This is a genomic window from Pseudomonas urmiensis (assembly GCF_014268815.2).
Taxonomy (GTDB): domain Bacteria; phylum Pseudomonadota; class Gammaproteobacteria; order Pseudomonadales; family Pseudomonadaceae; genus Aquipseudomonas; species Aquipseudomonas urmiensis.
Window position 1 is genome coordinate 784,836 of record NZ_JABWRE020000001.1, and the last position, 14,387, is coordinate 799,222.

Here is a 14,387-nt window from a genome sequence, read left to right on the forward strand (position 1 = left end):
TACGCCAGTTGGCTGCGAAATCCGATCAGCAGGGGAGGCGTGCGCGCATGGCTAAATTAATCGGTGTGGTCAGCAAGGTGGTCGGTCAGGTATTCGCGGTCGACGGTGATGGCAGCCGTCGCCTGCTGGTGGAGGGCGACCGCTTGTTCGCCGGTGAGCAGCTGGAGACCGGCAGTGCCGGTGCCGTCGCCGTGCGTTTGCACAACGGTGCAGAGCTGACCCTGGGCCGTGGCAGCAGCCTTGAGATGAGCGCAGATCTGCTGGCCAACCACGCGCCTCAAGTGCATAGCCAAGATGCGGCACCGAGCCAGGCGCAGCTGACTGATGTCGAGCGCTTGCAACAAGCCATCGCAGCGGGTGCCGACCCGACTGAAGAAGGCGAAGCGCCAGCGGCAGGTCAGAACCCCGGCGGCGCTCCGGGCGCGTTGGGTGGCGGGCACAGTTTCGTCATGCTCAGTGAGGTGGCTGGGCAGGTCGATCCGCAGATCGGCTTCCCCACCGCAGGCTTCAATGGCATTCCGCAGTTGGCCAGCCGTGAGCTGGGTGACCTGGACATCGATACCTCGATCGCTCGCCCGCTGCCGCCCACACCGCCAGTCGAACAGCCGGATCATCCGGTCAATCTGCAAGGGCTGGACCTCAGCCCCGGTGAACTGATCCTGGATGAAGCCAACTTGCCCCAGGGCTCGCACAGCGATCCGGCAGCGCTGACTCAGCAGGGCACCTTTACCGTGGTGGCGCCTGACGGTGTGTTCAATCTCAGCGTCGGCGGGATCAACGTGGTCACGGCAGGAGCGGTCACGGGTGTCGGTCAATCGATAACCACGCCTCTGGGCAATACCCTGACTATCACCGGCTACAACCCGGCAACCGGCGTCGTGAGCTACAGCTACACCCTCAGCGGTGCCGAGCAACATGCCAACGGCGCTGGCAACAACAGCCTCGGTGAGCACTTCCCGGTGCTGGTCAGCGACACCGATGGAGATGTTGCCAGCGGCAGCCTGGATGTGCTGATTCGTGACGATGTACCCAAGGCTGTCAACGACAGCAATGCGCTGGCGGCCACCGAGCAGCATGTTGAGCTGACCGGCAATGTCCTGACCAACGACCAGCAGGGCGCCGACCGTGTCGCCGGGGGTCCGGTAATCGCTGGCACCTTCACCGGCACCTACGGCACCCTGGTGATGGCAGCAGATGGCAGCTACACCTACACGCTCAATACCAATGACCCGGACTTCCAAGGTCTTAAGGGCGGTGGCAATGGCCAGGAAACCTTCACCTACACCATCAGGGACGCAGACGGCGACACCAGCAGCGCCACGCTGACGTTGAACGTCAGCAACCTCAACGACCCAGTGACCTTGGCTGGGCTGGATGTGCAGGGCGGTGAACTGACCGTCTTCGAGAAAAACCTCGGCGACGGCAGCGCGCCGAATCAGAGCGCCTTGACCCAGAGCGGCAGCTTTACCGTGACTGCGCCCGATGGCCTGCAGAACCTGAGTGTCGGCGGCATCACGGTGGTCAGCGGTGGGGTCGCAGTGGGCTTCCCGCAATCAGTCACCACGGCGCTGGGCAACACCCTGACCATCACTGGCTACAACCCCAGCACTGGGGTCGTCAGCTACAGCTACACCTTGCTCGACAACGAGGCCCATGCCAACGGTCAGGGCAACAACAGCCTGCATGAGAGTTTCACGGTCACCGCCCAGGACAGCGACGGCAGCAGCGCCACCGGCAAGCTGGACGTGAACATCGTCGATGACGTGCCCAAGGCCGAGCACGACACCAACGCCGTTACCGCGACCGAGCAGCACACCGAGCTGACCGGCAATGTGCTGGTCAATGACCAACAAGGCGCTGATCGGGTGGCGGGTGGTCCGGTCATCGGCGGCACCTTCACCGGCACCTACGGCACCCTGGTGCTGGCGGCAGACGGCAGCTACACCTACACGCTCAACACTAACGATCCGGACTTCAAAGGCCTCAAAGGTGGCGCCAGTGGGGTGGAAACCTTCACCTACACCATCAAAGACGCCGATGGCGATACCAGCAGCGCCACCCTGACCCTGAACGTCAGCAACTTCAACGACCCGGTGACCTTGGGTGGGCTGCAGGTCAATGGCGGCGAACTGACTGTGTTCGAGAAGAACCTGGCCGACGGTAGCGCGCCGAACCAGGGTGCGCTGACCCAAAGCGGCAGCTTCACCGTGAGCGCGCCGGACGGCCTGCAGACGTTGAGCGTTGGCGGCATCACCTTGGTCAGCGGCGGTGTGCCGGTGAGCTTCCCGCAGTCGCTCACCACCCCCCTTGGCAACACCCTGACCATTACCGGCTACAACCCCAGCACCGGGGTGGTGAGCTACAGCTACACCCTGCTCGATAACGAAACCCATGCCCCTGGCGATGGCACCAACAGCCTGCAGGAAAGCTTCACGGTGATCGCCAAGGACAGCGACGGCAGCACCGCCACTGGCAGCCTGGATGTGAACATCGTCGATGACATCCCCAAGGCCCAGAGCGATTTTGCCAGTGTCTACGAAGGCGGTACGGTCGAAGGCAATGTGCTGATCAACGACAAGATCGGTGCCGACGTGCCAGGCGAGGGCAAGTATGTGGTGGGCGTGCGCGCCGGTTCCGATACCTCGACCTCGGCGATCGGCCAGCTGGAAACCAAGGTGCAGGGCGACTATGGCTACCTGACTTTGGATGCCAAGGGCAATGCGGTCTACCACGCCAACCCCAACAGCGTGGCGCCAGCCGGTGCGACCGACACCTTCGTCTACACCATTCGCGATGCGGACGGTGACGTGAGCACCACCACTGTCACCATCAAGGTGCACGACTGCTCGTGGGTGGTGGGCGGTGAGGGTGGGGTCACGGTGTACGAAAATGCACTGGACCTGAGCAAGGATGGTAATGACCTGGCGGCGGGCAACGTCCAAGGCAGCAACCCCACCTCCACGGCGGAAACCGCCTCTGGCACGGTGGCGGGCCTGGTCACCGGAGGCGTCGGCGCTCTGACCTATACCTTGGTGGGCAGCGCGGTAGGCCAGTATGGCCAGATCAAGCTCAATGGTGATGGCTCGTACACCTATACCCTGACATCGGCGCCCAACTCGCCCAATCATGTCAACGATGGCCCCAATACCCTGAGCGAATCCTTTACCTACCAGGTGAAAGACTCGCTGGGCAACACCACTACCAGCACCATTGTCGTCAGCATCGTCGATGACGTGCCCAAGGCCTACAGCGATTTCGTCAGTGTCTACGAGGGTGGCGTGGTCGAAGGCAATGTGCTGGTCAACGACAAGATCGGCGCCGATGTACCGAGCGATGGCAAGTACGTGGTCGGCGTACGCGCAGGCTCCGATACCTCGACCTCGGCAGTCGGCCAACTGGCGACCAACGTGCAGGGCGACTATGGCTACCTGACCCTGGATGCCAAGGGTAATGCGGTCTACCACGCCAACCCCAACAGTGTGGCGCCGGCCGGTGCCACCGACACCTTCGTCTACACCATCCGCGATGCCGACGGTGATGAAAGCACCACCACCCTCACCATCAAGGTCCACGACAGCCAGCTGGTTGCCTGTGAAGACACTGACGTGAAGGTCTACGAAAAAGCCCTCGATCTCAAGCAGGACGGCCAAGACCTGGCGCCCGGCACAGTGGTCGGCAGCCAGCCTGGATCGACCGGCGAAACCGCCACTGGCACATTGGTCGGCGCCGTCTCCGGGGGCGTGGGTGCTTTGACCTACAGCCTGGTCGGTAATGCCGAAGGCCAGTATGGCCAGATCAAGCTCAACGCCGATGGTTCTTACACCTACACCCTGACGTCGGCGCCCAAGTCGCCGGTACCGGCCAACGACGGGGCAAATGTCACCACCGAGACCTTCACCTATCAGGTGAAAGACGCGGCCGGCAACAGCACCACCAGCACCATCGTCATCAGCATCGTCGACGATGTGCCCAAGGCCCATTGCGATACGGCTACCGTGATCGAGGGCGGTTCGGTCACTGGCAACGTGCTGGACAACGATGTGATCGGGGCGGACGTTGCGGCGGATGGCAAGTACGTGATCGGCGTGCGTGCCGGCTCCGACACTTCGACCTCGGCGGTCGGCCAGCTGGCCACCCAGGTGCAGGGCGACTATGGCTACCTGACCCTGGATACCAAGGGCAATGCGGTCTATCACGCCAACCCCAATAGCGTGGCACCCGCGGGGGCCATTGACACCTTCGTCTACACCATTCGTGATGCCGACGGCGACCAAAGCACCACTACCATCAGCATCAAGGTGCATGACAGCAAACTGATCGCGTGTGCCGACAACGACGTCACGGTGTACGAGAAAGCCCTGGACCTGAACAAGGACGGCAACGACCTGGCGGCCGGCAACGTCACCGGCAGTAATCCAGGGTCCAGCGCCGAGACGGCATCGGGCACATTGGTCGGTTCGGTCGGCGGCGGTGTCGGTCCGCTGACCTACACCCTGGTCGGCGACGCTGTCGGCCAATTCGGGCAATTGTTGCTCAAGGCCGATGGCTCCTACACCTATACCCTGACCTCGGCACCGAAGACTCCGGGAGGGGCCGACGACGGCGCCAACCGGATCAGCGAAACCTTCACCTACAAAGCCACCGACGCTTTGGGCAACAGCATCACCAGCACCATTGCCATCAACATCGTCGATGACGTGCCCAAGGCCGTCTGCGCCGAACGCTCGATCACCCCAGGCCAGGTGGATTCCAACATCCTGCTGGTGATCGATGTGTCCGGCAGCATGACCTTAAGATCCGGTGTGCCAGGCCTGAGCCGTCTGGATCTGGCCAAGGAAGCGATTAACGCCTTGCTCGACAAGTACGATGACATGGGCGATATCAAGGTGCAGATCGTCACCTTCGCCACCGGTGCTTCGGTCAAGTCCGATGTCTGGGTCTCGATCGACCAGGCCAAGGCCATCGTCGCCGGTCTCAAGGCGGACGGCTCGACCTATTACGACTCCGCCGCCAGCAGCGCGCAGACGGCGTTCGGCAAAGAGGGCAAGTTGCTGGGTGCGCAGAACATCAGCTACTTCTTCTCCGATGGCGAGCCCACCACAGGGCATGCGATGACCCCGGTACGGGAAACCAGCTGGGAAAACTTCCTCGATAGCAATGGCATCAAGTCCTACGCCATTGGCATGGGCACGGGAGTCAATGAAACCAACCTCAACCCACTGGCCTACGATGGCACCAGCCACACCGACACCAACTCGGTGGTGGTTACCGACCTCAGTCAGCTCGGTGCAGTGCTTACGGGTACAGTGCAGGGCTCGCCGATCACCGGCAGCTTGCTCAGTGGCGGTCATTTCGGTGCCGATGGGGGCTTCATCAAGGCGCTGTTGGTCGATGGCGTGACCTACACCTTCGACCCGAAAGCCAATGCCGGGCAGGGCGGTTATAGCGCCGTGGGCGGCGTGGACAAGGCGGCGTTCGATCCTGCCACCCATACCCTCGGTATCAAGACCGCCCTGGGTGGCGTGCTAATGGTCGACATGGACACTGGCGAGTTCACCTACAAGCCGCCCAAGGACAGCGGTAGCAGCCAGGTCGAGAAGTTCGGCTTCACCGTCAGCGACAACGATGGCGATACCAGCAGCGCCAACCTGGTGGTCAAGATCAATAGCAACCATGCCCCCGTGGCGGGCGATGATCACATCATCACCAATATCGCCGGTGCTAGCCTCAGCGTTCCAGCCGAGGCCCTGCTGGCCAATGACAGCGACCCTGATCATGACCGCTTGAGCGCCGCGCCGATCACCTTCAACACAGGCTTCGCCGACAAGGGGGCAGGTTTCGCTGCCAGTGGTAGCGGCCAGCCGATCAAGTTCGACGGAAGCGACAACAAGTCTGCCAATCAGCTCAAGACGCTCGACCGCAGCGCCTTCGTCGCCAACTCGGCTTCGATGACCGCTGCGCTGGTGATTGCTGGCTACCTCGGCTCGATCAGTAACGGCAACGCCAACGATGAGGATGTGATCAGCGTTAGCCTGCGCAAAGGCGAGACGCTCAAGCTCGATCACGATCGGCCGCAAGGCAGCCTGCTGCTGGAGTGGAAGGAAGCCGGCGGCAGTTATCAGGCCGTCGCCAATGGCAGTAGCTTCACCGCCGACCACGATGGGCTGTACAGCATCCACGTGGTCAATACCGAGAACGCCTATGGCAATAGCAAGGCGGCCGAGCTGTACAAACTGAGCATGGTGATCGACTACGCCAATGCCCAGAATGAGGTCTATCACGGCAGCTACACGGCCAGCGACAACCACGGTGGCACGACCGCGGCTGCGCTGGATATCACCTACCAGGCGGGCAGTGTCGTCAACGGCACCGCAGGCGATGATGTGCTGTTGGCGGGCGCCGGCGATGACACCCTCAACGGGGGTGATGGACACGATGTGCTAGTGGGGGGCGCGGGCAACGACAGCCTGTACGGCGGTGACGGCGACGACCTGTTGATTGGCGGGGCCGGCAATGACCTGCTCAACGGCGGGGCGGGTAACGACACGGCCAGTTATGCCTCGGCGGCAAGTGCGGTGACTGTCGATCTGAACGTCGCGGGTCAGCAGAACACCGGAGGGGGCGGTCTGGATAGCTTGGTCAGTATCGAAAACCTGATCGGCTCGGACTACCACGATACGCTGATCGGCAATGGTGCGGACAACCTGCTCAGCGGCGGGCTGGGCAATGATGTGCTCAAGGGTGGGGCGGGCAATGACATCCTGATTGGTGGCCCGGGCGACGACACCCTCACTGGCGGCAGCGGCAACGACACCTTCGTCTGGCAGAAGGGCGACAGCGGCCATGATCGGGTCACCGACTTTACTCCAGGCAGCGATCACCTGGACCTGTCGCAGTTGCTGCAAGGGGAGAACGCCACGGTGGCATCGCTGGATGATTACCTGCACTTCAAGGTCAGTGGCGCCGGTAGCAACGTGGTCTCGACCATCGAGGTCAGCAGCGTGGCGGGGGCTACGCCTACCCAGACCATCGACCTGGCCGGGGTCGATCTGGCCCAGCACTACGGCGTCTCGGCGGGGGCGGGTGGGTTGATCGCCTCGGGGCATGACACCGCGACCATCATTAATGGCATGCTCAATGATCACTCGTTGAAGGTGGATAACGTGTAGACGGATTGGCAGGGCTGGCCTCATCGCAGGACAAACGCGCAGCGATGAGGCCGGTACTGAAACGGATGAGTATCAGGACCGGCGCAAGGTCTTCTGCTTGAGGATGTACAGGCTCACCAGCACCGCACTGCTGAGCATGAAGGCCCTGGCCCAGAATAACGGCACCAGGTAGCACGACAGGCCGATGCTGGCCCACATCAGGCCGATGGCGTAGACCTTGCCCTTGAGTGGGATCCCTTCACCGCTGAGGTAGTCGCGGATCCATGGACCGAGCGTGGGATGGTTGATCAACCAATCATGAAAACGTGGCGAGCTGCGGGCGAAACAGGCCGCTGCCAGCAACAGAAAGGGAGTGGTGGGCAACACCGGCAGGAAGATCCCCAGCACTCCCAGCGCGACGCTGAGCCAGCCGATGGCCAGCAGCAGGTAGCGCACGGCTGTATCAGTGATGACGCGGTTTGAGCAGGGCTGGCTTCTCGTCCGGAGCGTGCAGCAGCAGGAACAGCGCAGTCAGTGCCTCAGGAATCTGCACGATCATGTCGTCCTGCAGGTTGGCATCGCTGGCAATGTCGGCGAACTCTGGCTGCTCGTCGAACAGACCGGAACCGACCATGATCGGCAGCAGCATCTCGCTGACTTCTTCCTCGGCGTTCTCGAACCAGGCTTCTTCGCGCAGGAACACCCCTTCCATAAAGCCGATGCACCAGCCGCGCAGGTCGGAATCGTCCGGCTCTTCGGTCAGGTCCAGATCGCATGGCAGCTCGAATTCATCGTCGCTGGCCAGCTGACGGCCGATATGGGCTTTCAGGGCGACCAGGGTGGCTTCGATTTCGACGCGCTGGGCATCGCTGGTGTAATGAGGTTCCTCGGCGAACAGCGCATCGATCCATTCACGCTCTGGGACGTCTTCGGCAGTGATCGACAGCGCGGTCAGGTAGCCGTGGGCGGCGACGTAGTCCAGCGCTTCTTCGTGCAGCTCGTCGGCGTCGAGGAAGGCTTGCAGGCGGGTCAGTTGCTCGGCGAAGGACATTACGGGGCTACCTTGGGGAATAATCGATATGGAATTCTAGCACCTTGCTGGCGCGACGGGGCAAAGGGAACGTCTGTCAGCACAGCGTCCTTTCGCAGCAGCCAGTGGGGTATAATCCGCGATTTTTCAGCCAGAGCAGCCTTTTGCGGGGCCTCTGGCAAAAGCTGCTTACGCATTCGCACGTGTGCAGGGCGGGTTTATCGTCCAGCCTGTGTCCAGGATGGTACGGCGATTTCGGAGTTAGCAATGCTCGAACAGGCTCAGCGCGTCCTCAAGGACATCTTCGGCTACGACAGTTTCCGTGGGCGCCAGGCAGCGATCATCGAATGTGTAGCCAACGGCGGCGATGCGCTGGTACTGATGCCCACCGGTGGCGGCAAGTCGCTGTGTTTCCAGGTCCCCGGGCTGCTGCGACCAGGTCTTACCGTGGTGGTCTCGCCGCTGATCGCGTTGATGGACGACCAGGTTGCCACGCTCGACGAGCTGGGCGTGGCAGCGGCTGCCTTGAACTCGACGCTCAGTGCCGAGCAACAGCGCGAGCTGGCCGGGCGTCTGCGCCGGGGCGAAGTGAAGATGCTCTACCTTGCTCCCGAGCGCCTGGTGCAGCCGCGCATGCTGGATTTCTTGCGCGACCTGGATATTTCCTTGTTCGCCATCGATGAGGCCCACTGCGTTTCGCAATGGGGCCACGACTTCCGTCCTGAGTATCTGCAACTGGGCCAACTGGCCGAGCTGTTCCCGCATGTACCGCGCATTGCCCTGACCGCCACGGCCGACATGCGTACCCGCGAAGAGATCGTCCAGCGCCTGCACCTGCAAGGTGCCGAGCGCTTCCTGTCGAGCTTCGACCGGCCGAACATTTTCTACCGCATCGTGCCCAAGGAATCGCCCCGCAAGCAGCTGATGGCGTTTCTCGGCGAGCGCCGGGGAAACGCCGGTATCGTGTACTGCCTGTCGCGCAAGAAGGTCGACGAGACCGCCGCCTTCCTCTGCGAGCAGGGCTTCCCGGCCTTGCCCTATCACGCCGGCCTGCCTGCCGAGACCCGTTCGAGCAACCAGCATCGCTTCCTCAATGAGGAAGGCCTGATCATGGTCGCCACCATTGCTTTCGGCATGGGCATCGACAAGCCCAACGTGCGCTTCGTCGCCCACCTGGATCTGCCCAAGTCGCTTGAGGCCTACTACCAGGAAACCGGTCGTGCCGGCCGTGATGGCCTGCCTTCGGATGCCTGGATGGCCTACGGCCTGCAGGACATGGTGATGCTCAAGCAGATGCTGCAGAACTCCGAAGGCGATGAGCGCCACAAGCGCATCGAACAGCACAAGCTCGACGCCATGCTGGCGCTGTGCGAAGAAACCCGCTGCCGTCGTCAGTCGCTACTGGCCTATTTCGACGAGGTGCTCGAGCAACCATGCGGGCACTGCGACAACTGCGTCGACCAGGTGCAGACCTGGGATGCCACCGAGCCTGCGCGTCAGGCCCTGTCGGCGGTGTTCCGCACCGGCCAGCGCTACGGCGTGGGTCACCTGGTCGATGTGCTGGTGGGCAAGGACACCGAGAAGGTGCGTAACTTTGGCCACGAGAAGCTTTCGGTATTCGGTGTCGGCAAATCCGTCGGTGAAAACGAATGGCGCTCGTTGTTCCGCCAACTGGTTGCCCGTGGCCTGGTCGACATCGACCTGGAGGGCTATGGCGGTCTGCGCTTGTCCGACAGTTGCCGGCCGCTGCTGCGTGGCGAAGTGAACCTGCAGTTGCGCCGCGACCTCAAGCCGCAGACTACGGCCAAATCCTCCAGCAGCGGCGGTAGCCCAGCCAGCCAGCTGGTGCGTGCCGAAGAGCGCGAGCTGTGGGAGGCCTTGCGCACCCTGCGGCGCAAATTGGCCGAAGAGCACAGCGTACCGCCGTACGTCATCTTCCCCGATTCGACCCTGCTGGAAATGCTGCGCAGCCAACCCACCAGCCTCAGCGACATGGCCCAGGTCAGCGGCGTCGGCGCCCGCAAGCTGGAGCGTTATGGCCAGGCGTTCCTCGAAGTGCTCAACGGCGGCGAGAGCGCCGAGGCACCGAAGGTGGTGCTCGACTTGCGTCACGAGTTGGTCAGCCTGGCCCGCGCCGGTATGACGCCTGCGCAGATTGCCGGCCAGCTCAATTGCAGTGAAAAGAACGTCTACAGCCTGCTGGCCGAAGCCATTGGCCGTCAGGAACTGAGCCTGGATCAGGCCCTGGACCTGCCTGAGGATTTGATGATGGAAGTCCAGGATGCCTTCCTCGATGGCGAAGGCGAGCTGCCGCCGGTGTCGGCCATCGCCCCGCAATTTGGCCAACGGGTGCCGGAAGGGGTGCTGTATTGCATCCGTGCGGCGCTGGCTGCGGAGTTTGAGCTGTAACGGGCTGTACTGATGACCTTTGTCATGCTTTATGACGATTATCGGACGCTTGTGGCTCAGCCAGCCTTGCCTGGAGGGCTGGAGCATGGTTAGCTGGCTAATAATTAGTTCTATCCATAGAGTTGTTTATGCCCCTGACTGACAACCAACACCGCTTCGGCATGCAGCTGGCCCAGATGTCCCGCGGCTGGCGCGCCGAGCTGGACCGGCGCCTGGCCGGGCTCAATCTATCCCAGGCACGCTGGCTGGTGCTGTTGCACCTGGCCCGTTTCGAAGAGGCTCCGACCCAGCGTGAGCTGGCGCAGAGCGTCGGCGTTGAAGGGCCGACCCTGGCGCGCTTGCTCGATAGCCTGGAGAGCCAGGGATTGGTGCGGCGCCAGGCGGTGATGGAGGATCGGCGGGCGAAGAAGATTGTGCTCTGTCCGCCGGCCAAGCCGTTGATCGATCAGATCGAGACCATTGCCAACCAGCTGCGGATCGAGTTGTTTAGTGGGGTTGATGAGGCGGATCTGGAGATTTGCATGCGGGTGCATGCGCGGATTCTGGGTAATCTCGAGAAGTCCTGAGGGCGCTTAGTTTTTTGCGGCTTTGGGGTGGTTTTGGGATGGTTTTGGGATTGGCGTGTATATCCATTTGCGATGGAGACGCTGATTCACCCTTCCGCCCTTACGGCGGGTCACTTTTTGGCAGACGCCCGGTGTGCCGGCCCAGCCAAAAGTAACCAAAAAAGGCTGCGCTCCACCATCCGGCCCTACGCTGCGCTTCGGGTCCCTTCGCGCCGGCGCCTTCCGGGCCCGCGCGGCCTACGATTTGCTGCGCAAATCTACATCTCGCGCCTTCGGCTACGCCGAAGGGTGCTGCCGCACCTGGCCCTACAGGCACCTCTGCTCAGCCTCCTGAAGTCGCGAATCTGCGGCGCCTGGAATTGCGCGCACGAAGATCAAGAGCAGCGAATCGCTACGCTCTCGCAGAAGCCAAGGCCAAGGCCAAGGTCTGAATTTTTCTTTTGTGTTGTTTGTTCCGGCCTCTTCGCGGGGCAAGCCCGCTCCCACGATACCGCGCCGCTTTTGGTTGGCGGTGACTCGTGGGAGCGGGCTTGCCCCGCGATGGCGTCCAACTATCCACCACACCTACCACTATCGCCAGATAACGCCAGCCCAGGCGCCGCCACTAACTTCGCGACTTCAGGAGGCCGAGCGTAGGTGTCTGTAGGGCCAGGTGCGATAGCACCCTTCGGCGCAGCCGAAGGCGCGAGATGTAGATTTGCGCAGCAAATCGTAGGCCGCGCGGGCCCGGAAGGCACCGAAGCGAGGGAACCCGGAGCGCAGCGTAGGGCCGGATGGTGGAGCGCAGCCTTTTTTGGTTACTTTTTGGGGCGTTTGCCAAAAAGTGACCCGCCGTAAGGGCGGAAAGGTGACTCAGCGCCACCTTCGCCAATGGATATGCTCAAAACTCTAAAAGCCCAAGCCCAAGCCCAAGCCCAAGCCCAAGCCCAAGCCCAAGCCCAAGCCCAAGCCCAAGCCCAAGCCCAAACCCAACCCCAACCCCAAAAATCAGAACGTGTGCCCCAAATTCAGATACACCGCCTTCTGATGCTCACTATTGGCCCCATAACTCAAATTCAAAGGCCCCAACGGCGTCTCCAGCCCCAGGAAGATACTCGCCGCATTGATATAGCCACTGTCGAATTCGTTATCGTTGTTCCAAGCCCGCCCACGCTCCAACGACCCACCGATGTACAGCGGGAAGTCCAATGGCAAGTACGCCCGCGGCGTCAAGCGCCGGTAATACACCATCCGCATCAGGCTCACGTTCTGCCCCGACACCGAATCCTGGCGGAACCCTGACAACTGCCGCGCCCCACCCAGTACGAAGCTCGACGTCACCACCTCGGTCTCATCCAGGGTGCGCCCGTAACGCCCCCCCAGTACCCAGGTATTCGGCCCGCTGCTGAACGCCTTGTCGACATTCACTTCCCATTGCCGGTAATCGGTGTCGGAGTCCAGCGAAGCGTCGTACTTGCGCAAGGTCAGGCCGATATCCTCACCGCTGTGCGGGAAGTAGACGTTGTCCAAGGTGTCGAACGAGTACTTCAGCTCATAGAAACCCTCGTTGAAACTGACCTTGGGCAGGTCCTGGTCGCCGATGCGTACCTCGGCCTCACCCCAAGCCTTGCCCACCCCCGCGCGTACTTCACCGTAGGTGCCGATCTGGCGACCCAGGTTGAGGCCGAAGCCATAGCGCTCCAGGCGATACTCGGCGATCGGGTCATTGTCCAGGGTGGCTTCGATGTTTTGCGACCCCAGGTCCAGGTAGGGCGCGATGAAGTAGCGCGAGCCGACGTCCAGGGGTTGGTAGAACTCGCTATACAGCTCCTGCTGATCGCCGATCTGGGCACGAGTGAGCCACTCCGCACCCAGGCGGTTGATGCCGTTGACTCGGTAGCTGGCGCCCAGGTTGAAGGCGCTGTCGCCGCGCATGTCGTCCGACAGGTTCAGGCCCAAGCGCAGGTAGTCGGTGCCGCCACGCTTGCCGCGGGCGTTGATTACCAGGGTGTTGTTGTCGCCCTTGTGCACCACGCGGTATTGCACGCCGTCGAAGTAGTCCAGGCCATACAACGTGCCCATGTCGGTTTGCAGGCGCTCCAGCTCCAGCGGCTCGCCGATGGGCTGGCGGATGTAATAGCGGATCACGTCGTCGCTGACCTTGGAGTCGTTCTCGACCTTGATTGCAGTGATAACCGGGGTGCGCTGGCGCGGTGAGCGGGCTACCGCCAGCCCCGCATCACCTTCGCTCTGGCGCAGGACGGCAAGGCGCGCGTCGAGTGCACGGGTAGCGCGGTAGCCGGCTTCGATCATCTCTTTGGTACGGCCAAAATCGGTGACGCCAAAGGCGGCCAACGGCGGTTGGATGAGCACGTCTTCGCTGCGCAGGCTGGCCAGCTGCTCTTCGGAGTTACGCCGGGTCATCAGGGTGATCGACTGGTTGAGCACATCGACCACCGTGTTCAGTTGCTTGCGGTCGCGCAACGGGGTGCCGATATCGACCACGATGGCCAGGTCTACGCCCATTTCGCGGGCGACATCCAGCGGAATGTTGTCGACCATGCCACCGTCCACCAGTAATCGACCGTCGACTTCGACCGGGGCGAACACCGCCGGGATCGACATACTGGCGCGGATCACCTGGGGCAGGTGGCCGCGGCGGAACACCACTTTTTCACCGCTGGCGATGTCGGTGGCCACGGCGCGGAAGGGGATCGGCAGCTTGTCGAAGTCGCGGGTGTCGGCGGTGTGGGCCAGTTTGCTTTCCAAAAGCAAGGCGAGGTTCTGCCCTTGGATCACACCCAGTGGCAAGCCGAGGCTGCCGTCGTCGCGAAAACTGAGCTTTTGCTTGACCAGGAAATCGCGGTCATCCTGCTTGCGCCGAAACGGCACGTCCTTGCGTGGCGGGGCATCGGACAGCGCCTGCTGCCAGTCGAGGGTGGTGGCGAGCTTTTCCAGCTCTTCGACGCTGTAGCCTGAGGCATACAGGCCGCCGACCACCGCGCCCATACTGGTGCCGGCAATGGCGTCGATGCGCACGCCTTGTTCTTCAAGCGCCTTGAGCACGCCAATGTGCGCCAGGCCCCGGGCAGCACCGCCGGACAATACCAGGCCGACTTTGGGCCGAGCGTGTTCGGTGGCAAGCGCGCCAAAGGTGGTAAGCGTCAGCAACAAGCAGAACAGCAAGCGGCGCATCGTGAGTCTCAAAACCAGGAAGAAAGGCCGCTAGTATAAGCGGCCACCTACCAGGAGTTG

Annotated in this window: 6 protein-coding genes; 3 read left to right on the top strand and 3 right to left on the bottom strand. The window is 62.3% G+C overall.

Going from position 1 to position 14,387, the window contains the following annotated elements:
* Nucleotides 1–47 precede the first annotated feature (47 nt).
* Complete coding sequence (locus tag HU737_RS03610) at nt 48–7,169, top strand: retention module-containing protein (RefSeq protein WP_186557501.1); 7,122 nt, start codon at nt 48–50, stop codon at nt 7,167–7,169.
* A gap of 72 nt (nt 7,170–7,241) precedes the next feature.
* Here the strand turns inward: HU737_RS03610 and HU737_RS03615 are convergent, their stop codons facing one another.
* Nucleotides 7,242–7,604 (bottom strand): YbaN family protein, encoded by a 363-nt coding sequence (locus HU737_RS03615; protein ID WP_186557502.1) that lies wholly within the window; start codon nt 7,602–7,604, stop codon nt 7,242–7,244.
* A gap of 7 nt (nt 7,605–7,611) precedes the next feature.
* Nucleotides 7,612–8,199: a UPF0149 family protein gene (locus HU737_RS03620; RefSeq protein WP_186557503.1), complete on the bottom strand. Its 588-nt coding sequence runs from the start codon at nt 8,197–8,199 to the stop codon at nt 7,612–7,614.
* Nucleotides 8,200–8,445: 246 nt separating this feature from the next.
* Between HU737_RS03620 and recQ the strand changes: the two genes are divergently transcribed.
* Nucleotides 8,446–10,587 carry a DNA helicase RecQ gene (recQ, locus tag HU737_RS03625; RefSeq protein ID WP_186557504.1) on the top strand — a complete coding sequence of 714 codons (2,142 nt, stop codon included), beginning with the start codon at nt 8,446–8,448 and terminating at the stop codon, nt 10,585–10,587.
* 128 nt (nt 10,588–10,715) lie between these two features.
* On the top strand, nt 10,716–11,153 hold the full coding sequence (locus tag HU737_RS03630; RefSeq protein ID WP_186557505.1) for a MarR family transcriptional regulator: 438 nt from the start codon (nt 10,716–10,718) through the stop codon (nt 11,151–11,153).
* 987 nt (nt 11,154–12,140) lie between these two features.
* Here HU737_RS03630 and HU737_RS03635 read toward each other — a convergent pair.
* Nucleotides 12,141–14,327: a patatin-like phospholipase family protein gene (locus tag HU737_RS03635; protein ID WP_186557391.1), complete on the bottom strand. Its 2,187-nt coding sequence runs from the start codon at nt 14,325–14,327 to the stop codon at nt 12,141–12,143.
* Between the last annotated feature and the right edge of the window lie 60 nt (nt 14,328–14,387).